Raw genomic sequence first — 21,066 nt, 5'->3', positions numbered from 1 at the left:
ATCCGGGACACTCTCCGCACATCCTTGTGAGCCCGGGGAAAGGACGCGCTGCCATGCCCAAGGCCGCACCCACCCTGACTCCCGTCGCGCTGCTGCCGTCGCTGGCGCCCCTGCTGCACGAATGGCTCCCCAGACAGCGCTGGTTCGCGGGCAAGGGCCGCCCGGTCACCGGCTTCTCGCTGGCTTCGGTCACCGAGCTGCTGCCGGGCTGTCTGCACCTGCTCGTCCGGGCCGAGCAGCCCGGCGCCGCCCCCGAGGCCGGCGACGTCTACCAGCTGCTCCTAGGCGTACGGAAGGTGCTGCCGCCGCCGCTCGCCCCCGCGCTCGTCGGCCACGCCACCGCCGGACCGCTGACCGGGCTCACCGTCTACGACGCGCTCCAGGACCCCCAGATCGCCGCCCTCCTCCTGGAACGGCTGCGCACCCCGGGGCGGCTGGGACCGCTGCGCTTCGGCTGCGACGGGGGCGTCCCCGTCCCCGCCGGACTCGCGCCGCGCCTGCTCGCCGCCGAGCAGTCCAACTCCTCACTGGTGTACGGAGATACGTTCATCCTCAAGGTATTCCGCCGGATCCACTTCGGGGTCAACCCCGACCTGGAGCTTCCGCTGGTCCTGGCCCGGCACGGGTGCCCCCGGGTGCCCGCGCCCGCGGCCTGGATCCAGACCGAGCGGCCCGAGGACGCCACGCTCGCCGTGCTCCAGCCGTATCTGCGCGGCTCCCAGGACGGCTGGCAGCTGGCGCTGCGCGCGCTCGCGGACCGGCGCGACTTCACCCGGGAGGCGCACGCGCTCGGCCGGGCCACCGCCGAGGTGCACACCGCGCTCGCCGCCGCGCTGCCGGTGGTCAGCCTCGGCCGGGCCCAGACCGAGCTGCTGGCGGCCGCGATGCACGAGCGCCTGGAGGCGGCCGCGCAGGCGGTGCCGACGCTGCTGCCCTACGTGCCCGGCCTGCGCGCCGCGTTCGACGCGGTGACGAAGGTGACCGGGCCCCGGCCCGCCCAGCGCGTCCACGGCGATCTGCACCTGGGCCAGACCCTGCGGACCGGCACCGGCGACTGGGCGGTCATCGACTTCGAGGGCGAGCCCGCCCGCCCGCTGAGCGAGCGCCGCCGCCCGCAGCCGCCGGTCCGCGACGTCGCCGGGATGCTGCGCTCCTTCGACTACGCGGCCCGCACCCAGCTCCCCTGGCGCCCGGAGTGGGCCGAGTCCTGCCGGGACGCGTACTGCGCGGGCTACGCGGCGGGCGCCGGCACCGACCCCCGCGACGAGCCCGAGCTGCTGCGGGCGTACGAGACCGACAAGGCGGTGTACGAGGTGCTGTACGAGGCCCGGCACCGCCCCGACTGGCTCGCCGTCCCGATGGCGGCGGTCCGCCGACTGGCCCAGGACTGACCCCGACCCCCGCACCACCCCCGAGGAGGCCGTACCCGTGACCGCCCGCCCGCAGAACCCCGACCCCGCCCGGCCCGGCCGCCCCAAGTCGTCTAAGACGGACGCGCCGCCGAAGCCGAAGCGCGCGGGGAGCCACGGCGTCCGGGCCGCACGGCCGCTCGCCGCCGAGGACCGCGCCCGGCTGCTGGCCGGGGCGCACCACGACCCGCACGCGCTCCTGGGCGCGCACTCGGTGAGCGGCGGTGTCGCCTTCCGGGTGCTGCGCCCGTACGCGCAGGCCGTGACCGTCCTGGCCAAGGGCCTCCGCGCCGAGCTGCACGACGAGGGCGACGGCCTGTTCAGCGGGGTGCTGCCGCTGCGCGCGGTCCCGCAGTACTCCCTGCTCGTCACCTACGACGACAACGAGATCGAGGCCGAGGACCCGTACCGCTTCCTGCCCGCGCTCGGCGAGCTCGATCTGCATCTGATCGGCGAGGGCCGCCACGAGGAGCTGTGGACGGCGCTGGGCGCGCACCCGATGACCCACCAGGGCGTGCCCGGCACCCGGTTCACCGTCTGGGCCCCCAACGCGCTGGGCGTCCGCGTCACCGGCGACTTCTGCTACTGGGACGGCACTGCGTACCCGATGCGCTCGCTCGGCTCCACCGGCGTGTGGGAGCTGTTCCTGCCGGGCGTCGGCGAGGGCGCGCTCTACAAGTTCGACATCGCCCGCCCCGACGGCTCGCACACCCTGCGGGCCGACCCGATGGCCCGGCGCACCGAGGTGCCGCCCGCGACCGCGTCGATCGTGACCGCGTCGCACCACGTGTGGCAGGACGACCTGTGGATGGCGGCGCGCGGCGACCGGCCGGTCCACGAGTCCCCGTTCTCGGTGTACGAGGTGCACCTGCCGTCCTGGCGGCCTCGCCTGACGTACCGTCAACTGGCCGAGCAGCTCCCGGCGTACGTACGCGACCTGGGCTTCACCCACGTCGAGTTCCTGCCGGTGGCCGAGCACCCCTTCGGGGGCTCCTGGGGCTACCAGGTGACCGGCTTCTACGCCCCCACCGCCCGGATGGGCACCCCGGACGACTTCCGCTTCCTGGTGGACGCGCTGCACCGGGCCGGGATCGGGGTGCTCGTCGACTGGGTGCCCGCGCACTTCCCGAAGGACGACTGGGCGCTGGCGCACTTCGACGGGCGGCCGCTGTACGAGCACGAGGACCCGGCGCGCTCTGAGCACCCCGACTGGGGCACCCTCGAATTCGACTACGGCCGCAAGGAGGTCCGCAACTTCCTGGTGGCCAACGCCACGTACTGGTGCGAGGAGTTCCACGTCGACGGGCTGCGGGTGGACGCGGTCGCCTCGATGCTCTACCTGGACTACTCGCGCGAGGAGGGCGAGTGGTCGCCCAACGAGCACGGCGGCCGGGAGAACCTGGACGCGGTGGCCTTCCTCCAGGAGATGAACGCCACGGTCTACCGCCGCTGCCCGGGCGTGATCACCATCGCCGAGGAGTCCACGGCGTGGGACGGCGTGACGCGCGCGACCCACCACGTGGGCCCCGGCGGCTTCGGCGGGCTCGGCTTCGGCCTGAAGTGGAACATGGGCTGGATGCACGACTCGCTGGGCTACGCGGCCCACGAGCCGGTCCACCGCAAGTACCACCACCATGAGATGACGTTCTCGATGGTGTACGCGTACAGCGAGAACTACGTCCTGCCGATCTCCCACGACGAGGTCGTCCACGGCAAGCGCTCGCTGGTCTCCAAGATGCCCGGCGACTGGTGGCAGCAGCGGGCCACCCACCGCGCCTATCTGGGCTTCATGTGGGCGCACCCCGGCAAGCAACTCCTCTTCATGGGGCAGGAGTTCGCCCAGGGAGCGGAGTGGTCCGAGACCACCGGGCCGGACTGGTGGCTGCTCGACCCGTCGTACTCGGCCGAACCCGACCACCGGGGCGTACGCGACCTGGTGCGCGACCTGAACACGGTCTACCGCGACGCCCCGCCGCTGTGGCAGCGCGACACCGATCCGGGCGGCTTCGCCTGGGTGGCGGGCGACGCGGCGGAGGACAACGTCTTCGCCTTCCTGCGCCACGACGCCTCCGGCGCCCCGCTGCTCGCCGTCTCCCACTTCTCCCCGGTGGTCCGCCACGACTACCGGCTCGGCGTCCCCGACACCGTCCCCGCCTGGACGGAGGTCCTCAACACGGACGCCGCGCGCTACGGCGGCGGCGACATCCGCAACGAGGACCCCCTCAAGCCGGACTCCACACCGAGCCACGGGCAGCCGGTCAGCATCCAGCTGACCCTGCCGCCGCTGGCCACGGTGTGGCTGCGGCCGGTGTGAGTCGGCGGCCGGTGTGAGTCAGCCCTCCAGCGCCTGGGCCAGCGCCTTCGGCAGGGGCGCCGAGTGCAGCACGCCGAGGCGCTGGGTGGCCCGGGTCAGCGCCACGTACAGATCGCTCACCCCGTACTCGGCGGGCTCCACCACCAGGACCGTGTCGAACTCCAGGCCCTTGGCCTGACGCGGATCCAGCAGGACCACCGGGCGGGTCAGATCGGGCTCGCCCGGCGGGACGTCCGGCAGCGCCGCGTGCAGCGCGGGGTGGAGGGTGCGGGGCGCGACGACCGCGAGGCGCCCGGCCTCGGGGGTCTCCGCCTTCACCGCCTCGGCGACGGCTTCGGCGAGCGCGTGCGGCGCCGCCTCGCGCGCCCAGGGCCGCACGCCCGTGGCCCGTACCGAGCTCGGCGGCTCGAACGACGGGTCCACCGCGCGGCAGACCTGCGCCGCCACCTCCATGATCTCGGCGGGCGTACGGTAGTTGACCCCCAGGCGCACATGCTCCCAGCGGTCCTCCACATACGGCTCAAGGATCCGCCGCCAGGAGCCGACGCCCGCCGCGTCGGCGGTCTGGGCGGGGTCGCCGACCAGGGTGAGCGAGCGGGTCGGACAGCGGCGCATCAGCAGCCGCCAGGCCATCGCGGAGAGCTCCTGCGCCTCGTCCACGATGATGTGGCCGAACGCCCAGGTGCGGTCGGCGGCGGCGCGCTCGGCGGCGCTGCGGTGGTCGGCCTCCTCGTGGCGGTCCGCGAACCGCTCGGCGTCGATGATGTCGTGCGCGGCGAGCAGCTCGGACTCCTCGTCCTCGAACTCGAAGCTCTCCGAGCCCGCGGAGAGGTCGAGGACGCCCTGCGCGTACGCGATCCGGTCCTGGCGCTCGGCCTCGGCGGCGGCGCGGGCCGCCGAGTCGTCCTCGCCGAGGATCTCGGCGGCCTCGTCCAGCAGCGGCACGTCGGCGGGAGTCCACTCGCCGCCCTCGCGGCGGATCAACTCCGCGTCGATGTCCGCCAGATGGGACGGGTCGGCCAGGAAGTCGGCGACGAACCGCTCCGGCGTGAGCGCGGGCCAGAACTCCTCGATCGCCGCGTGCACCTCGCGGCTGGTGGCGATCTCCTTGCCGAGCTGGGCGAGGTCGTCGGGGCCGAGCAGGTTCTCGCCGCCGAAGGGGTCGGCGCCGATCCGCTCGGCGAGCTGCGCGGTGAGCGCGTCGATGATGTGGAAGGCGAAGTGCGGGCGGGCCAAGTTGTGCGGCAGCCCGGTCTCGCGGGCGCGCCAGCGGGCGTCCTCGGCCATGGCCCGGTCGAGGCTGAGCGTCCCGTACCCCTCGTGGTCGATCTCGGCGGCGGTGTGCGGCACGGTCTGCCGGTCGCGGACGGCCTTCGCGAGTACGCCGGCCATCTCCTCGCGCCCCTTGACCTCGGCGGCGGCCGGGGTGTCGGTGCCGGTGGCGTGCACACCGGGGAAGAGCTCGCCCATGGTGGCGAGCAGCACACCGGTCTCGCCGAGCGCGGGCAGCACCTCGCCGATGTAGCCGAGGAACGCCGGGTTGGGGCCGACGATCAGCACGGCGCGCCGGGCCAGCTGCTCGCGGTACGCGTAGAGCAGATACGCCGCCCGGTGCAGCGCGACCGCCGTCTTGCCGGTGCCGGGCCCGCCCTCGACGACGAGGACGCCGCGCTGCGGGGCCCGGATGACCTTGTCCTGCTCGGCCTGGATGGTCTGCACGATGTCGTGCATCCGGCCGGTACGGGCCGCGTCGAGCGCCGCGAGCAGTACGGCGTCGGCGTCCGCGCCCTCGTGCCCGGTGCGGGCCGCGTCGGTGAGGTCGAGGATCTCGTCGTGCAGCGCGGTGACCGTGCGCCCCTGGGTGGTGAGGTGCCGCCTGCGGCGCAGCCCCATCGGGGTGTACCCGGTGGCGAGATAGAACGGGCGCGCCACATCGGCCCGCCAGTCGATCACCAGCGGCGTGCGTTCCTTGTCGTCACGGCGGATTCCGATGCGGCCGATGTGGTGGGCGCGCCCGTCGGAAAAGTCGAGGCGGCCGAAGCAGAGTCCGTTCTCGCCGCCGTCGAGCGCGCTGAGCAGCCCGGACTGCTCGGCCACCAGCACATCGCGTTCGAGCCGCGCCTGGAGACCGGTCCCGACCTGCGCCAGGGCGCGCCGCACCGACACCTCGGCCTGCTCGCGCAGGTCTTCGAGGCGCGCGTAGAGCCCATCGATGAATTGCTGTTCTTTCCGAATTTCCTCGGTTGACAATTCCGCTCCTGACGCGATACAGTGCTTTCTGTAAGGGCTTTTCGCGCGCATTCCGACAGAACGCACACGAAGAACTCACTATACGCAGAGAAAAACCCCGGCCGCAATAATCGGACCGGGGCTTTTTGGTTTCTCTGAACTTATCGCCTACCAGCAGGCAAGTACTACAGGACGTCCTCCAGCTCCTGCATCAGGCGGCGCTTGGGGCGCGCGCCCACCATGGACTTCACGGGCTCGCCCGCGCGGAACACCATCAGCGTCGGCATCGACAGCACGCCGTACCTCAGCGTCGTCTCCGGGTCCTTGTCCACGTCCAGCTGGACCACCTTGAGCCGGTCGCCCTCCTCGAAGGCGATCTGGCTCAGCACCGGCGCGAGCTGCCGGCACGGTCCGCACCACTCGGCGGTGAACTCCACGAGCACCGGCAGATCCGCCGCCAGCACCTCCGCCTCGAAGGTCGCGTCCGTCACGACGTCCACACCCACGGCCTGCACGCTCATCCCAACCCCTCCTCCATACCCGTCATTTCGCACCCGGGGACCCCGGGCACCAGCGAACCGGCCTCCAGCTCGGCCCGCGCCGACTCCGCCCGGGCCAACTGCTCACCGACCTGGTCGCGTACGGACTGGAGCTGCCCGATGAGCCCGTCGAGCTCGGCCAGCTTGCGCCGGTACACGGCGAGCGAGGCGGGACAGGTGTCCCCGGCCTCGTGACCGGCCCGCAGGCACTCCACGAACGGCCGGGTCTCCTCCAGCTCGAACCCGAAGTCCCGCAGGGTCCGGATCTGCCGCAGCAGCCGCAGGTCGTCCTCGTCGTACGCGCGGTACCCGTTCTCCGCCCGCCGCGCGGTCAACAGCCCGCGCGACTCGTAGTAGCGCAGCGCGCGGGTGGTGGTTCCTGCCCTTGCGGCCAGCTCGCCGATTCGCATGAGGTCGACGGTAATCCTTGACGCAGACGTCAAGGCAAGGGAGGAAGCCCCACCCCGCCCCTTCACCTAGACCCTCCGGGGGTGAGTGGGGGGTTGAGGTGGACTTCCCGGGGGCTACGCCCCCGGGCCCCAGGCGGGGCTGCGCCCCTGCACCCCGCTTTCGTGTTGACCTGCGGGCCGGTGGGGGCTAGTCGCGCAGTTCCCCGCGCCCCTGAAGGGCTCGGCTTCGCCATCGCCCTCGCCGGTACCCCCTGAGGGGCGCGGGGAACTGCGCGAGCACCCCACCACGACCCGCAGACGAACGCAACGCCCCCGGCCCCCCGCCGGAGGGGTTCAGGGAAGGGGCGGGGTGGGGGGCCTCAAGGTCGGATCTCCTCCACCGTGCGGGACCAGTCGTCGCCCCCGTGTCCCTTCTCCAGCGCGCGGCCCGCGATCGCCCGCACCGCCTCCAGGACCGTCACGTCCAGGCCCCGGGACCGGGACATGTGCAGGATGTGGTCGATGCCCGCCGTCTCCATCGCCAGGTTGCCCAGGTCGCCGGGGTACTCGCCCGCGTCGACATGAGCCGCCATCGCCCCCGCCAGCGGCGGCAGGATCGCGGAGATCGTGTCCAGGTGGGGGGCGAGTGCCGCCGCCTTCACCCCGTCCGCGCCCGCCAGGGCGAACGCGTGGATCAGGCCCGACATCGCCGTGTAGAAGAAGTCGAGCATCGCCAGGTCGTACACGGCCGCCAGACCCGGGTCCTCGTCCAGGAACGTCGCCCTGGCGCCCAGCGCCCGCAGCGTGCCCTCGTACCGCTCGAACGCCTCGCGGTCCCCGCTGTAGAAGATCAGCGCCTCGGGGCCGCCGACGACGGTCGTCGGGACCATCACCGAGCCGTCGAGGTACGCGATGCCGTGTTCGGCCGCCCACTCGGCCGCCGAACGGGACCGCTCGGGCGTGTCCGAGGTGAGGTTCACCAGCACCCGGCCGCCCTCGAACGCCCCGGCCTCCGCGAGCGGCGCCAGCACCGCCTCGGCCGCGTCGTAGTCGACCAGCGACACCACGGTCAGCGCGCTCGCCCGTACCGCGTCGGCCGCGCTCGGCGCGTGCACCGCGCCCCGGGCCACGAGGTCGTCGCCGCGCCCGGGGGTGCGGTTCCAGAGGGTGGTCGCATACCCGGCCGACAGGAACGCCCCGGCGAGCGCGCGGCCCATGTTGCCCAGGCCGAGAACAGTTACGGGAACGGCTGAAGGGGCTTCCTGGGAAGATGCCTTGGAAGGTGTCTCGGAAATCGTCATGGGGCGATCCTTCGTTCCGCCCCAACCCCCCACAAGTACCGACTTAATTGTCAGCTACCCACCCCCAGGTAAGCATCCAGCTCAGCCCGGCGGCAGCAGCGGCTTCCCGCTCACCGGCGACGACAGCACGATCGACGTCGTCGTCCGCCCCAGCGCCGACACCTCCGCCAGCACCTCCTCCAAGTGCCCCGTGTCCGTCACCGCGACCTTGATGATCCAGCAGTCCTCGCCCACCACGTGGTGCACCTCCCGGATCTCCTCGCGCTCCATCAGCTCCAGCGTCCTGGGGTGCTTCAGGGTGTAGCCGCCGTGCGGGTTGACCCGGATGAACGCCTGGATGCCGTAGCCCAGCCGGGCCGCGTCGACCCGCGCCCCGTACCCCGTGATCGCCCCGCCCGCCTCCAGCCGCCGCAGCCGTTCCGTCACGGCGGCAGGGCTCAGCCGCACCCGCCGCCCCAGCTCGCTCAGCTTGATCCGGCCCTCCGACTGGACCAGTTCGAGGAGCTGCCGATCCACCTGATCGAAGGCCGTTGAGGAATCGTGGGTCAACGCCCTTGAATTCCGTGGTTCCTTCGGTACAGCCGACAGTTCTCCCATGTTTCCCCCTTCAGGATGCCGCCCGTCAACGTAACACTGTGTGCATGACATTCGACATGCCCGTCCCCACCCGAAACGTGCTGGTCATCGGCGGAAACCGGTACTTCGGCAAGCGGCTCATCGCCCGCCTCGTCACCGCCGGTGACCGTGTCACCGTACTGAACCGGGGGTCCTCCCCACCCCCTCCCGGCGTCGAGCACCTCGTCGCCGACCGCGACGACGAGGCCGCCCTCGAAGCCGTCCTCGGTGACCGGACGTTCGACGTCGTCCTCGACCAGGTCTGCTACACCCCGCGCCAGGCCGCCGCCGCCCGCCGCGTCTTCGCCCACCGCACCCGCCGGTACGTGATGACGTCGACCGTCGAGGTGTACGAGTACGAGGACTCGGCCGAGCCGGTCCCGGAGAGCGCCGTCGATCCGCGCACGGTCGCGGTCGACCTCGAACTCCCCTGGGGCGACCCGGAGTTCCTCGAAGCGCACTACGGCGAGGGCAAGCGCCAGGCCGAGGCCGTCTTCGCCGCCGCGCCCGACTTCCCATACGTCTCGGTCCGCGTCGCCCACGTCCTCGGCGGCGCCGACGACTTCACCGGGCGCGTCACCCACTACGCGGAGCGGCTGCGCGACGGCGAGCCCATCGCCGTCGCGCCGGTCAGCCACCCCGCCACCTACATCAACGTCGACGAGATCGCCGGCTTTCTCTTCTGGGCGGCCGGGCAGGGCTTCACCGGGCCGGTCAACGCCGCCTCGCACGGGCCGCTCACCACCGAGGACATCGTGGCCGCGATCGGGAGCGGGCCCGCTCGGTACCGGGCGGTGGAGGTCGGCGAGGTCTCGCCGTTCTCCTTCCGGCGCTCGTACGGCATGGCCAACACCCGCGCCGAGCGGCTCGGCTTCGCCTTCTCGCACACCAAGGACTGGCTCGACGACGCCGTGGCGCAGACGCTCTCGGCCGCCAAGGGAGACAACTGACATGCGCTACCGCACACTCGGGGATCTGAAGGTCGGCGCCATCGGGTACGGCGCCATGCCCCTGTCCATCGAAGGGCGGCCCGACGAGGCCCGCGCCCTCGCCACCGTCCACGCCGCGCTCGACGCGGGCATGACCCTGCTCGACACCGCCGACTCGTACTACGCCCCCGGCGGCGAGCCCGGCCACAACGAGCTGCTCCTCGCCCGCGCCCTCGCCTCGTACGGCGGCGACACGGACGGCGTCCTCGTCGCCACGAAGGGCGGGCGGGGGCGGACCGACGACGGGGACTGGAGCGTCGACGGGCGGCCGGAGCACCTCAAGCGGGCCGCGAAGCGGTCGCTGCGGCGGCTCGGCACCGAAGCCCTCGGCCTCTACCAGCTGCACAAGCCCGACCCGGCCGTCCCGTACGCCGACTCGCTCGGCGCCCTGCGCGAGCTGATCGACGACGGTACGGTCCGGCTCGCCGGGATCTCCAACGTCGACGCCGACCAGATCCGGCAGGCCCACGACGTCCTCGGGGACCGGCTGGTGTCCGTGCAGAACCGGTACTCCCCCGCCGTCCGCGACGCCGAGCCCGAGCTGCGGCTCACCGCCGAGCTGGGGATCGCGTTCCTGCCGTGGAGTCCGCTCGGCGGGATCTCGCGGAGCTCGCTGGACGGGGCTTCGGCGATCGCCGCCGACTCCTCGTACGACGGGTTCCACTCCGTGGCCCGCGCCCGGGGCGTCAGCCCGCAGCAGATCGCCCTGGCCTGGTTGCTCGACCGCTCGCCGAACGTGATCCCCATTCCGGGCGGCAGCCGCCCCGAGTCCGTACGGGACTCGGCGGCGGCCGCCGATCTGGTCCTCACCGACGGGGAGCGGGCGCTGCTGCCCTGACCGGTGTACGAGTGTACGGGTGTACGTCAGTGGCTCGTGCGGCGCCTGCGGATGCGCCGCACGATCAGCCAGATCACCAGGATCACGGCCGCCACGAAGAGCAGGAAGATCACCAGCAGGAAGATGCCCAGCTTCTTGAGGAAGCTCTTCTTCTTTTTCTTCTTCTTGGGCTTGGCGAGCGTCACATGGGACGACTTGCCGTGGGTCCGGTGCGCGGCGGCCGTGCCCGCGAGCGCGTCGGGCGCCGCCACCGGTGCCGTCACCGACACCGTCCGCACCACCGCGCCCGGCGCCGCCTCGGCCGCCGCCGGGGCCACCAGGGCCGTGCCCAGGAGCAGGGCGAGTACCACTGCGAACTTCTTGCTCGTGTCGCTCATCGTGCCGGTTCCCTTCACGTCGTCCCCACCGCGAGGCCGGCCGTCGCCTCGACCTCCATCAGCGACGCGCTGTGCCTCTCCGCCTCAAAGGCTGCCCGCCCGCCGCGCAGGCCGAACAGGCGCTTGGAGAGCAGGATGTAGAGCACGGCGAGGATGTTGAGCCCCAGCGTGACGATCTTGAGGTAGCTGATCTTCTCGGTGAGCTCGTAGACCTCCAGCGGCAGGAACATCGCCGTGGCGACCACGGTCAGATACTCCGCCCAGCGGTCGGCCCGCCACAGCCCGACGGCCTCCACGATCTCGATCAGCGCGTAGACGAGCAGCGCCGCCGCCACCGCCACCAGCGTGGAGTGCTTGTAGCCGAAGGACTTCTGGATGGTGCCCACGACGGGCGAGTGGTCGAGGTCGTAGTGGAAGTGCTGGAACACCGGGCGGAAGACGTCCAGGTTCTCGTCGAAGAGCCGGCGCACCGAGTCCTGGCTGTTGCTGAACTTCCACACCGCGGCCGCCACCAGGACGATGAACACCCCGCGCACCAGCCGCTCCACGGCCAGGAACCGCAGGATGAACAGGTCCCGCAGCACCTTGCCGCGCGGCACCAGGGGTGCGTCCTCGGCGGGCCCCGAGCCGTGCGGGGTGCCCAGGGCGAAGTCGCCGCAGCGCAGACAGCGCCAGGCCTCGCCGAGTCCGGTGTGGGCGCGCAGCCGCTCGCGCAGCTCCGCCTCGCTCGGCTCGTACGTGACGTGCCCCCGGCGTGCGCAGGTGCGCCGGTCCCAGTCGATCTTCATTGTGCTCGCTCTCCCCGTCACCCTCTTCCGGACGGACGCCCCGCACGGTAGTGGACACCCGTCCGGACGCGTTCAGGGGGTGGCGGGTTCCCTCGCCTCGGGGACATCCGCGGCGACGGGGTCCTTGGCGAGCGTGACCTGCTGCTTCTCCGGCGCCGGCGCCGGCCCGTGCGGGTCGCTCGCCGCGAAGGTCACCTCGTCGAACGGGATCCGGCCCGCCAGGACCTCCTCGACCCGCGCCGTGTCGATCTCCTTGGTCCAGGTGCCCACCAGGACCGTGGCGACCGCGTTGCCCGCGAAGTTGGTCAGCGCCCGCGCCTCGCTCATGAAGCGGTCGATGCCGACGATCAGGCCGACGCCGTCGACGAGTTCGGGGCGGTGCGACTGGAGGCCGCCGGCCAGGGTCGCCAGGCCCGCGCCGGTCACTCCGGCCGCGCCCTTGGAGGCGACGATCATGAACAGGAGCAGCGAGATCTGCTGGCCCGCACTGAGCGGGTCGCCCATCGCGTTGGCGATGAAGAGCGAGGACATCGTGAGGTAGATCGCGGTGCCGTCCAGGTTGAACGAATAGCCCGTGGGGACGGTGATGCCCGCGACCGACCGGCTCACCCCCAGGTGCTCCATCTTGGCGATCAGCCGCGGCAGCGCCGTCTCGGAGGAGGAGGTGGACAGGATCAGCAGGAACTCGCGGCCCAGGTACTTCAGCAGCCGGAAGATGTTCACCCCGGCGAGCAGGCGCAGCAGCGTACCGAGGACCACGAAGACGAAGAGCGCGCAGGTGATGTAGAAGCCGACCATGATGACGGCCAGCGACTTGAGCGCGTCCGTGCCGGTCTCGCCGACCACCGCCGCGATGGCGCCGAACGCGCCCACCGGCGCCGCCCACATCACCATCGACAGGATCCGGAAGACCAGCTTCTGGATGTGCCCGATGCCGCGCAGCACCGGCTCGCCCGCCGAGCCCATCGCCTGGAGCGCGAAGCCGACGAGCAGCGCGATCAGCAGGGTCTGGAGGACCTGGCCCTCGGTGAAGGCGGAGACCATCGTCTTGGGGATGATCCCGAGCAGGAAGTCCGCGGTGGACTCGCTGGCCCCCGCGGCCTGCTTGGCGCCCGCGTGCCGCGTCGCCTCGGTGAGGTGCAGACCGGAGCCGGGCTCCAGGATGTTGCCGACGACCAGGCCGATGGCGAGCGCCACGGTCGACATCACCATGAAGTAGCCGAGCGCGAGTCCGCCGACCGCGCCGACCTTGGCGGCCTTGCGGACCGAGCCGACGCCGAGCACGATCGTGCAGAAGATGATCGGCGAGATCATCATCTTGATCAGGTTCACGAAGCCGGTGCCGATGGGCTTGAGCTCGACGGCCACCCCGGGGGCGGCGAAGCCGACGGCGATGCCGATGAGCACGGCACCGATGACGGCCAGATACAGATAGTGCGTACGGTCCCGCCTGGCGGCTGCTGCGGTCACGGGGTGCCTCCTACTGATTCCGTACGCGTCCCGCGTACGTGCGTCTGTGTCCCGAGGGCTCGATGGATCCCCGCGACTATCGCCCAGCCTGTGACCCCGGTCACCCTTGCGTGCATTTCGTTCACGCGGCTTGTCCTGACGGTGACGTGCGCGGGTGCACACTGTCCGGCATGCGCATACCCCGTCCCCGCAGCCTCGCGGGCCAGCTCTTCGCCATGCAGGTGGTGCTGGTCGCGGCGATCGTGGCGGGCTGCGCGCTCTACTCGTACGTCCAGGACCGCGCCCAGGCCGAGGAGACCGCCCGACGGCAGACCACCGCCATCGCGACCGCCGTCGCCACCTCGCCCGCGGTCGTGGAGGCGGTCCGCTCCCCGGATCCGACGGCGGTCCTCCAGCCGTACGCGGAGACCCTGCGGCACACCTCGGGCGTCGACTTCGTGGTGATCCTGGCGCCGGACGGGACCCGCTGGACGCATCCGGTGCCCGGCGAGATCGGCCGCAAGTACCTCGGCGACATCCGGCCCGCGCTGCGCGGCGAGACGTTCAGCGAGACGCACATGGGGGTGCTCGGGCCGTCCGTGCGGGTCGTCTCGCCGGTGCGCGACCACGGCCGGATCACCGCCCTGGTCAGCGCGGGCATCACCATCGACAAGATCAGCGAGCAGGTGCGCAAGCAGGTGGCGGCGCTGCTCGCGGTCGCCTCGGGGGTGCTGGCGTTCGGCGGCCTGGGCACGTACGTGATCAACGCGCGGCTGCGGCGGCACACCCACGGGATGAACGCGGCCGAGCTGAGTCAAATGCACGACTATCACGAGGCCGCGCTGCACGCGGTGCGCGAGGGGCTGCTGATGCTGGACGGGCAGCGCCGGATCGCGCTGATCAACGACGGCGGCCGGGAGCTGCTCGGGCTCGGCGAGGACGCGGTGGGCCGGTCGGTGGCGGAGCTCGGGCTGCCCGCGCCGCTCGCGGGGGCGCTGCTGGCGAGCGAGCCGAGGGCGGACGAGGTCCATATGACGGCCGACCGGATCGTGGTGGTCAACACCCGCCCGGTCTCCAGCGGCGGCCGTCGGGGCACCGTGGTGACCCTGCGCGACCACACCGAACTCCAGGCGCTCTCGGGTGAGCTGGACTCCGAGCGCGGGTTCACCCAGGCGCTGCGGGCGCAGGCGCACGAGGCGGCGAACCGGCTGCACGCGGTGGTCTCGCTGATCGAGCTGGGCCGGACCGAGGAGGCCGTGGAGTTCGCGACCGCCGAGCTGGAGCTCGCCCAGGCTCTCACCGACCAGGTCGTCACGGCCGTCGGCGAGCCGGTGCTCGCCGCGCTGCTGCTCGGCAAGGCCGCCCAGGCCAACGAGCACGGCGTCGAGCTGACGCTGACCGAGGGCAGCGCCATCGAGGACGGGCTGCTGCCGCCCACCGTGGCGCCCCGCGACCTGGTCACGGTTCTGGGCAACCTGGTGGACAACGCGGTCGACGCGGCCCAGGGCAGTGCGGGCGCCCGGGTCGCGGTCACCCTCACCACCGAGGACGAGGAGCTGGTGGTGCGGGTCGCGGACAGCGGGAATGGGGTCGACCCGGCCGCCGTGGAGGCGGTCTTCGAGCGCGGCTGGTCCACCAAGAGCCCGGGGCGCGGCATCGGGCTCGCGCTGGTGCGGATGACGGTCGCGCGGCACGGCGGAAGCGTGGAGCTGGCGCAAGGGCCGTACGGGGGCGCCGAGTTCACCGTACGGCTGCCGCTGCGCGGTGGGGTGGTGCCGGTATGACGGCCGACGCGGCGCCCATCAGAGTGCTGGTCGTCGAGGACGACCCGGTCGCCGCCGACGCGCATCGGCTGTACGTCGGCCGGGTGCCCGGCTTCACGGTGGCCGGGACCGCGCACTCGCGGGCCGAGGCGCTGCGGGCGCTTGAGCGCGTCGAGGTCGACCTGCTGCTGCTCGATCTGTATCTGCCGGACGGGCACGGCCTCCAGCTGGTGCGCTCGCTGCGGGCCGCCGGGCACGGCGCCGACGTCATCGCGGTGACCTCGGCCCGCGATCTGACGATGGTGCGCGAGGGCGTCTCGCTGGGCGTCGTCCAGTACGTCCTGAAGCCCTTCACCTTCGCCACCCTGCGCGACCGGCTGGTGCGGTACGCCGAGTTCCGCGCGACCGCCGGGGAGGCCAGCGGGCAGGAGGAGGTCGACCGGGCGCTGTCCACCCTGCGCGCCCCGCAGCCCACGGCCCTGCCGAAGGGGCTGAGCGCGCCCACGCTCCAGGCGGTGACCCGCACCCTGCGGTCCTCGCCGACGGGCGTCACCGCGTCGGCGGCGGCCGAGGCGGTCGGCATCTCGCGCATCACCGCACGCCGCTATCTGGAGCACCTGGTCACCACGGGCCGCGCCGAGCGGACCCCGCAGTACGGGCAGATCGGCCGCCCGGAGCTCCAGTACCGCTGGGTCGACTCCCGCCGCTGACAAGCGACTTGACGATCCATCAGACAAGCTGCCGGTCGGTCGCGGCGGCCGACGGGCCCCATTGACCATGCCCCGGGGCAGCTTTACGTTCACCGGGCAGCCATTCGTGGCCCGAGGAGGTCGTGCCGTGCGCCCCACCGCCGTAGCCCCGCTGGTCCTCGCCACCGCGCTCGCCGCCGGTTCGCTCGCCGCCTGCGGCGACTCCGGCGGCGACTCCGCCACCGTGAAGATCGCCTACAACCGCTCCACCGACAACAAGGTGCGCTTCAAGGACGACTTCCTCCGGTCGGTGAAGGAGCAGTTCGAGAAGGACCACCCCGGCAAGAAGGTCAAGCTCGTCCCCATCCAGGCCCCGGACAACGACTACGCCACCAAGGCCCAGCAGATGATGCGCTCGGCGAAGACCGCGCCGGACCTGGTCTACGAGGACACCTTCCGTATCAACTCCGACATCAAGGCCGGGTACTTGAGACCGCTGGACGACCGGCTGGCCAAGTGGGACGCCTGGAACCGCTTCGTCCCCACGGCGAAGGCGGCCGCCAAGGCCGAGGACGGCAAGACGTACGGCGTGCCGGACGGCACCGACACCCGGGGCCTGTGGTTCAACAAGCAGCTCTTCGCCAAGGCGGGGCTGCCCGTCGACTGGCAGCCGCGCACCTGGGCGGACATCCTCGACGCGGCCCGTACCGTCAAGAAGAAGGTCCCCGGCGTCATCCCGCTCAACGTCCTCACCGGCAAGGCGGTCGGCGAGGCGGCGGTGATGCAGGGCTTCGAGATGCTGCTGTACGGGACCGGCGAGAACCCGCTGTACGACCCGGCCGCCAAGAAGTGGGTCACCGGCTCGCAGGGCTTCAAGGACGCGCTGGACTTCGTCCGGACGGTGTACGGCGAGAAGCTGGGCCCGGACGTCTCCGACGCGCTCGACCCCAATGTGAACACCCGCGTCGCCACCGAGTGGCTGCCCGAGGGCAAGCTCGCGATCGCGCTGGACGGCTCGTGGCTGGGCCAGTTCTGGGGGCCCAAGGGCGCCAAGGAGTGGCCGCGGTGGCCGAGCGTGCTCGGGCAGGCCGCGATGCCGACGAAGGACGGGCAGGCGCCCGGCCGGGTCTCGCTGTCCGGCGGCTGGACGTGGGCGATCCCGCAGAAGGCCGGGAACCCGGAGCCGGCCTGGGAGTTCCTCCAGGCGATGCAGACCCCGGCCAACGCGGCCAGGTGGGCGGTGGTGGACGCGCAGATCGCGGTGCGGGACGACGTGGCGAAGGACCCGGCGTATCTGAAGTCCATGCCGGGCATCGACTTCTTCACCGGCCTGGTGAAGTACACCCACTACCGCCCGGCACTGCCGGTGTATCCGCAGGTCTCCTCGGCGATCGGGGAGGCGATGGAGGCGGTGACCACGGGGGATGCGACAGCGGCCGAGGCGGCGAAGGCCTATGACGGCCAGGTGCGGACGATCGCCGGGGGTGCGGTGACGTCGCGGTGAGCGGCGGGCGTCGTGGCGATCGCGCGGACCGTGCGCCGGGGGCTCTGCCCGCGGCGCCCCGCGTCTCGAAGGCCGGAGGGGCTGTGCTGCGCTGGCTGCCCCTCGCCCCCGCCACCCTCCTCCTGCTGGTCTTCCTCGCCGGGCCCATCGGCTACTGCGTCTACATCGCCTTCACCGACATGCAGCTCACCGGCTCGTCCGGGACCGGCTTCGTCGGGTTCGACAACTTCCGGCGGGCGTTCGCCGACCCCGGCTTCCGCAACGCCGTATGGCTGACGGTGGTGTTCACGGTGGTCTCCTCGATCCTCGGGCAGAACACCCTGGGCCTCGCGCTCGCCGCCCTGATGCGGCGCGCCTCGCGGCCGGTGCGCACGCTCACCGGGACGCTGGTGATCGCGGCCTGGGTGCTGCCGGAGATCGTCGCCGCGTTCCTGCTGTACGCCTTCTTCCGCCGCGAGGGCACCCTCAACGCCGTTCTCGACTGGCTCCATCTGCCCACCCAGAACTGGCTGTTCGGCCTCCCGATCCTGGCGGTCTCGTTCGCCAACGTCTGGCGCGGCACCGCCTTCTCCATGCTGATCTACTCGGCCGCGCTCGCCGAGATCCCGCAGGAGATCACCGAGGCGGCCGAGGTGGACGGTGCGAGCGGGCCGCGCCGCCTGTGGCACATCACGCTGCCGATGATCCGCCGCTCCATCGGCACCAACCTGATGCTCAACACCCTCCAGACGCTCTCCGTGTTCGGGCTGATCTGGGCGATGACCCGGGGCGGCCCGGGGCGGCGCAGCCAGACGCTCCCGGTGTTCATGTACGACCAGGCGTTCCTGAAGAGCCTGATCGGGTACGGGACGGCGGTGGCGCTGCTGCTGCTCCTGGTGGGGGCGCTGTTCTCGGTCGTCTATCTGCGGTTGATGAAGGTGGAGGTGTGAGGGTGCTGGGACGCGTGCGCCGCCGGACCCGGGAGCGGCTGGCCGCCGACGCCGCGCTGCTCGCGGTCGCCGCCGCGTTCGCGCTGCCGCTGCTGTGGCTGCTGCTCTCCTCGCTCGACACGGACGCGGACCTGCGGGTCCGCGTGCCGGGCAACCCCACCCTGGACAACTTCTCCGCCGTGTGGACCGACGAGATCACCTTCACGCCGATGCTCAACAGCCTGGTGCTGTGCGGCGGCGCGACCGCCCTGACGGTGGTGTGCGCGGTGCTGGCCGCCTATCCGCTCTCCCGCTACCGCTCCCGGCTGACCCGCCCGTACCTCCTGACGGTCCTGTTCACCACGTGTCTGCCGATCACCGCGGTGATGGTCCCGGTGTACGGGCTCTTCGTGCAGGTCGACCTGATCGACACGGTGTACGGCACGGCCCTGTTCCTGGCCACCGCGCAACTCCCGTTCGCCATCTGGCTGATGAAGAACTTCATGGACGGCGTGCCCCGGGTCCTGGAGGAGGCGGCGTGGACGGACGGGGCGTCGATGCCGCAGACGCTGTGGCGGGTGGTGCTGCCGCTGATGGGTCCCGGTGTGACAGTGGTGACGATCTACACCTTCATCATGCTGTGGGGGAACTTCTTCGTCCCCTTCATGCTGCTGCTCTCGCCGGACCGGCTGCCCGCCTCGGTCTCGATCTTCACCTTCTTCGGCAACTACGGCTCGGTGGTCTACGGCGAGCTGGCGGCGTTCTCCATCCTCTACTCCACGCCGGTGCTGCTGCTCTACGTGGTCATCGCCCAGCGGCTCGGCGGCGGATTCGCCCTGGGCGGGGCGGTCAAGGGGTGAGGGACGGGTTGTGACGCACCCGATAAATGGAGCCGTACCTTCCTACGGACTGACAGATTTGGGTGAACACACCGTGGTCATCCGTCACCCTGTGCACCTACGGTGTGCGCGTGCACCCCACCCCGCCGTTCAACGCCCCCGCCATGCGCCGTCTGCGCGAGGCGCTGGGCATGGCGCCCGGCCATGTCGCCTACGGCCTGTACGCCCAGTACGGGCTGCGGGTCTCCCCCGAGACCGTCTCCTCCTGGGAACAGGGCTTCGGCACGCCCGACTCCCGTGAGCTGACCGCGCTCGCGGGGGTGCTGTGGTGCTCGCCGGGCGATCTGATGGCCGCGGCCGCCACCCTGCGCGAGCACCGGATGGCGCGCGGGCTCAGCCCGGAGGACCTGGCCCGGCGGGTGGGACTCGACGCGGGGGCGTACCTCCGGATGGAGGAGGCGGGCCGCTGGCGCGGCAACGAGCGCCAGTCGGAGGCGCTGGCCCAGGCGCTGAACCTGTCGCTGCGCGAGTACGTCACCGCGACCGGCCAGCACGAGGACCTGGCGGAGCTGCTGCGCAGCGCGGTCACCACGCGCTGGCAGGCGTACGTCCGCCCGGCCTCCAAACTGCTGCCGCTCCCGCGCCACCACCTCCAGGACGTCCTGGAGCAGCTGCACACCGACTACCAGGGCCGGATGGTGTCGACGATGAGCTGGGGGTCGAGCGGCTCCACCGCCGAGCCGACGGCGGGCGACGCGGGCCGGGAGTTCCTGGAGCGGATAGTCGACCACTTCTGGGCGCTGGCGCAGGTGTAGTGCCCGGCCTTTGTCTGCGGGCGAGTGGCGGGTTGCTCGCGCAGTTCCCCGCGCCCCTGCGGGGCGCCCCGCAGGGGCGCATTCAGGGGCGCGGGGCTGTGACATGTGCGGCTCCGCCGCGTGGGCGCGACCAGTTGGCGACGGCCCGCAGGTGAACACGGAGCAAGAGGGGGCTCCCCTCAGAACACCGACTCCGCCTCGAACATCCGGTCCGCCGGGACCGTCTTCAGCTCGGTGACCGCCGACGCCAGCGGCGCCATCACCACGTCCGTGCCCCGCAGCGCCGTCATGTTGCCGAAGTCGCCCCGGTGCACCGCCTCCACCGCGTGCCAGCCGAACCGGGTGGCGAGGACGCGGTCGTACGCGGTGGGCACGCCGCCGCGCTGGACGTGGCCGAGGATGACCGGGCGGGCCTCCTTGCCCAGGCGCCGCTCCAGCTCGATGGCCAGCCGGTTGCCGATGCCGGCGAACCGCTCGTGACCGTACTGGTCGATCGCGCCCTTCTCGTACGGCATGGCGCCCTCGGCGGGGTGCGCGCCCTCGGCGACGCAGATCACCGCGAACTTCTTGCCGCGCGCGAAGCGCTCCTCGACCATCTTGACCAGGTCGTCGACCTCGAAGGGCCGCTCGGGCAGACAGATGCCGTGGGCGCCGCCGGCCATGCCGGACTCCAGCGCGATCCAGCCCGCGTGACGGCCCATCACCTCGACGACCATGACGCGCTGGTGCGACTCGGCGGTGGTCTTCAGCCGGTCGATGGCCTCGGTCGCGACCATGACGGCCGTGTCGAAGCCGAAGGTGCGGTCGGTGGCGGAGATGTCGTTGTCGATGGTCTTCGGCACGCCGACCACCGGCATCCCGGCGTCGGAGAGCATCCGGGCCGCCGTCAGCGTGCCCTCGCCGCCGATCGGGATGAGCGCGTCGATGCCGTAACGGCGGGCCAGCTCGGCGCAGTTCTCGGCGGCCTCGCGCAGCCGGGCGCGCTCCAGGCGGGCCGAGCCGAGGATGGTGCCGCCGCGCGCCAGGATGCCGCTGACCGAGTCCAGGTCGAGCGGGCGGAAGTGGCCGTCGAGCAGGCCCTTGAACCCGTCCTCGAAGCCGATGACCTCGTCGCCGTGGCCGGTCAGGGCGCGGTGCACGACCGACCGGATCACTGCGTTCAGGCCCGGGCAGTCGCCGCCCGCGGTGAGGACTCCGATGCGCATCGTGACTCAGTCTCCTGCTCTGTGGTGCCGTGCCCGCCGGCGCGAGGAACCGGGCCGACGACCCGATTGTCACACGCACCCCACGGGCCCCGCGCTCCCAGCGCCG

Annotated in this window: 19 protein-coding genes; 10 read left to right on the top strand and 9 right to left on the bottom strand. The window is 72.1% G+C overall.

All coding sequences use genetic code 11. The annotated features are described in order from the left end of the window. Positions 1–53: 53 nt before the first annotated feature. Both BX283_RS27715 and glgB read left to right on the top strand, forming a co-directional pair. On the top strand, positions 54–1,391 hold the full coding sequence (locus tag BX283_RS27715) for a maltokinase (RefSeq protein WP_101390213.1): 1,338 nt from the start codon (positions 54–56) through the stop codon (positions 1,389–1,391). A 37-nt stretch (positions 1,392–1,428) separates the two neighbouring features. Then, on the top strand, positions 1,429–3,723 hold the full coding sequence (glgB, locus tag BX283_RS27710) for a 1,4-alpha-glucan branching enzyme (protein ID WP_101390212.1): 2,295 nt from the start codon (positions 1,429–1,431) through the stop codon (positions 3,721–3,723). A gap of 18 nt (positions 3,724–3,741) precedes the next feature. On the opposite strand, the gene BX283_RS27705 is transcribed toward glgB, so the two are convergent. The 5 genes from BX283_RS27705 to BX283_RS27685 all read right to left on the bottom strand — a co-directional run bounded on the left by BX283_RS27705 (position 3,742) and on the right by BX283_RS27685 (position 8,778). Further along, complete coding sequence (locus tag BX283_RS27705) at positions 3,742–5,958, bottom strand: AAA family ATPase (RefSeq protein ID WP_257584391.1); 2,217 nt, start codon at positions 5,956–5,958, stop codon at positions 3,742–3,744. 179 nt (positions 5,959–6,137) lie between these two features. Beyond that, positions 6,138–6,473, bottom strand: coding sequence for a thioredoxin (gene trxA, locus BX283_RS27700; protein ID WP_101390210.1), 336 nt, complete (start codon positions 6,471–6,473; stop codon positions 6,138–6,140). After that, positions 6,470–6,901: a MerR family transcriptional regulator gene (locus BX283_RS27695; protein WP_101390209.1), complete on the bottom strand. Its 432-nt coding sequence runs from the start codon at positions 6,899–6,901 to the stop codon at positions 6,470–6,472. The genes trxA and BX283_RS27695 overlap by 4 nt, the downstream gene beginning before the upstream one ends. A gap of 359 nt (positions 6,902–7,260) precedes the next feature. After that, positions 7,261–8,181, bottom strand: coding sequence for an NAD(P)-dependent oxidoreductase (locus tag BX283_RS27690; protein ID WP_101390208.1), 921 nt, complete (start codon positions 8,179–8,181; stop codon positions 7,261–7,263). An 81-nt stretch (positions 8,182–8,262) separates the two neighbouring features. Continuing rightward, complete coding sequence (locus BX283_RS27685) at positions 8,263–8,778, bottom strand: Lrp/AsnC family transcriptional regulator (protein WP_101390207.1); 516 nt, start codon at positions 8,776–8,778, stop codon at positions 8,263–8,265. Between the two features lie 44 nt (positions 8,779–8,822). On the opposite strand from BX283_RS27685, the gene BX283_RS27680 reads away from it, so the two are divergent. Next, the gene (locus tag BX283_RS27680) at positions 8,823–9,746 is read left to right on the top strand and encodes an NAD-dependent epimerase/dehydratase family protein (protein ID WP_257583898.1); all 924 of its coding nucleotides are present in this window, start codon (positions 8,823–8,825) and stop codon (positions 9,744–9,746) included. 1 nt (position 9,747) lies between these two features. Next, entirely contained in the window at positions 9,748–10,623 is an 876-nt protein-coding gene (locus BX283_RS27675; RefSeq protein ID WP_101390206.1) for an aldo/keto reductase, read from the top strand. Positions 10,624–10,649: 26 nt separating this feature from the next. On the opposite strand, the gene BX283_RS27670 is transcribed toward BX283_RS27675, so the two are convergent. From BX283_RS27670 to BX283_RS27660, 3 genes are all read right to left on the bottom strand, one after another. Beyond that, entirely contained in the window at positions 10,650–11,000 is a 351-nt protein-coding gene (locus tag BX283_RS27670) for a hypothetical protein (protein ID WP_101390205.1), read from the bottom strand. Positions 11,001–11,014: 14 nt separating this feature from the next. Next, on the bottom strand, positions 11,015–11,788 hold the full coding sequence (locus tag BX283_RS27665) for a DUF2127 domain-containing protein (protein WP_101390204.1): 774 nt from the start codon (positions 11,786–11,788) through the stop codon (positions 11,015–11,017). A gap of 72 nt (positions 11,789–11,860) precedes the next feature. Beyond that, positions 11,861–13,258: a cation:dicarboxylate symporter family transporter gene (locus BX283_RS27660; RefSeq protein ID WP_101390203.1), complete on the bottom strand. Its 1,398-nt coding sequence runs from the start codon at positions 13,256–13,258 to the stop codon at positions 11,861–11,863. 170 nt (positions 13,259–13,428) lie between these two features. Here BX283_RS27660 and BX283_RS27655 point away from each other — a divergent pair, with 170 nt between their 5' ends. The 6 genes from BX283_RS27655 (at position 13,429) to BX283_RS27630 (ending at position 19,755) form a co-directional block, all read left to right on the top strand. Further along, the gene (locus BX283_RS27655) at positions 13,429–15,021 is read left to right on the top strand and encodes a sensor histidine kinase (RefSeq protein ID WP_101390202.1); all 1,593 of its coding nucleotides are present in this window, start codon (positions 13,429–13,431) and stop codon (positions 15,019–15,021) included. Next, entirely contained in the window at positions 15,018–15,710 is a 693-nt protein-coding gene (locus tag BX283_RS27650) for a response regulator (protein WP_101390201.1), read from the top strand. The genes BX283_RS27655 and BX283_RS27650 overlap by 4 nt, the downstream gene beginning before the upstream one ends. A 127-nt stretch (positions 15,711–15,837) precedes the next feature. After that, a complete protein-coding gene (locus tag BX283_RS27645) occupies positions 15,838–17,193 on the top strand; it encodes an extracellular solute-binding protein (protein ID WP_257583896.1) in 1,356 nt (451 codons plus the stop codon). A gap of 83 nt (positions 17,194–17,276) precedes the next feature. After that, a complete protein-coding gene (locus BX283_RS27640; protein WP_101390199.1) occupies positions 17,277–18,122 on the top strand; it encodes a carbohydrate ABC transporter permease in 846 nt (281 codons plus the stop codon). Further along, entirely contained in the window at positions 18,119–18,961 is an 843-nt protein-coding gene (locus BX283_RS27635) for a carbohydrate ABC transporter permease (RefSeq protein WP_257583895.1), read from the top strand. Before BX283_RS27640 ends, BX283_RS27635 begins: the two co-directional genes overlap by 4 nt. A gap of 143 nt (positions 18,962–19,104) precedes the next feature. Then, a complete protein-coding gene (locus BX283_RS27630; protein ID WP_180357489.1) occupies positions 19,105–19,755 on the top strand; it encodes a helix-turn-helix transcriptional regulator in 651 nt (216 codons plus the stop codon). A 179-nt stretch (positions 19,756–19,934) separates the two neighbouring features. Here BX283_RS27630 and BX283_RS27625 read toward each other — a convergent pair whose 3' ends face one another. Then, the gene (locus tag BX283_RS27625) at positions 19,935–20,960 is read right to left on the bottom strand and encodes an ATP-dependent 6-phosphofructokinase (RefSeq protein WP_101390198.1); all 1,026 of its coding nucleotides are present in this window, start codon (positions 20,958–20,960) and stop codon (positions 19,935–19,937) included. Between the last annotated feature and the right edge of the window lie 106 nt (positions 20,961–21,066).

Source organism: Streptomyces sp. TLI_146, from assembly GCF_002846415.1.
Lineage (GTDB): Bacteria > Actinomycetota > Actinomycetes > Streptomycetales > Streptomycetaceae > Streptomyces.
This window is presented reverse-complemented; position numbering and strand designations above follow the sequence as displayed.

Excerpts from the sequence above, each read along its gene's own strand:
- BX283_RS27715 (WP_101390213.1), top strand. The coding sequence starts at position 54 with ATGCCCAAGGCCGCACCCACCCTGACTCCCGTCGCGCTGCTGCCGTCG.
- trxA (WP_101390210.1), bottom strand. The coding sequence starts at position 6,473 with ATGAGCGTGCAGGCCGTGGGTGTGGACGTCGTGACGGACGCGACCTTC.
- BX283_RS27695 (WP_101390209.1), bottom strand. The coding sequence starts at position 6,901 with ATGCGAATCGGCGAGCTGGCCGCAAGGGCAGGAACCACCACCCGCGCG.
- BX283_RS27690 (WP_101390208.1), bottom strand. The coding sequence starts at position 8,181 with ATGACGATTTCCGAGACACCTTCCAAGGCATCTTCCCAGGAAGCCCCT.
- BX283_RS27685 (WP_101390207.1), bottom strand. The coding sequence starts at position 8,778 with ATGGGAGAACTGTCGGCTGTACCGAAGGAACCACGGAATTCAAGGGCG.
- BX283_RS27680 (WP_257583898.1), top strand. The coding sequence starts at position 8,823 with ATGACATTCGACATGCCCGTCCCCACCCGAAACGTGCTGGTCATCGGC.
- BX283_RS27675 (WP_101390206.1), top strand. The coding sequence starts at position 9,748 with ATGCGCTACCGCACACTCGGGGATCTGAAGGTCGGCGCCATCGGGTAC.
- BX283_RS27670 (WP_101390205.1), bottom strand. The coding sequence starts at position 11,000 with ATGAGCGACACGAGCAAGAAGTTCGCAGTGGTACTCGCCCTGCTCCTG.
- BX283_RS27665 (WP_101390204.1), bottom strand. The coding sequence starts at position 11,788 with ATGAAGATCGACTGGGACCGGCGCACCTGCGCACGCCGGGGGCACGTC.
- BX283_RS27655 (WP_101390202.1), top strand. The coding sequence starts at position 13,429 with ATGCGCATACCCCGTCCCCGCAGCCTCGCGGGCCAGCTCTTCGCCATG.
- BX283_RS27650 (WP_101390201.1), top strand. The coding sequence starts at position 15,018 with ATGACGGCCGACGCGGCGCCCATCAGAGTGCTGGTCGTCGAGGACGAC.
- BX283_RS27630 (WP_180357489.1), top strand. The coding sequence starts at position 19,105 with ATGCGCCGTCTGCGCGAGGCGCTGGGCATGGCGCCCGGCCATGTCGCC.
- BX283_RS27625 (WP_101390198.1), bottom strand. The coding sequence starts at position 20,960 with ATGCGCATCGGAGTCCTCACCGCGGGCGGCGACTGCCCGGGCCTGAAC.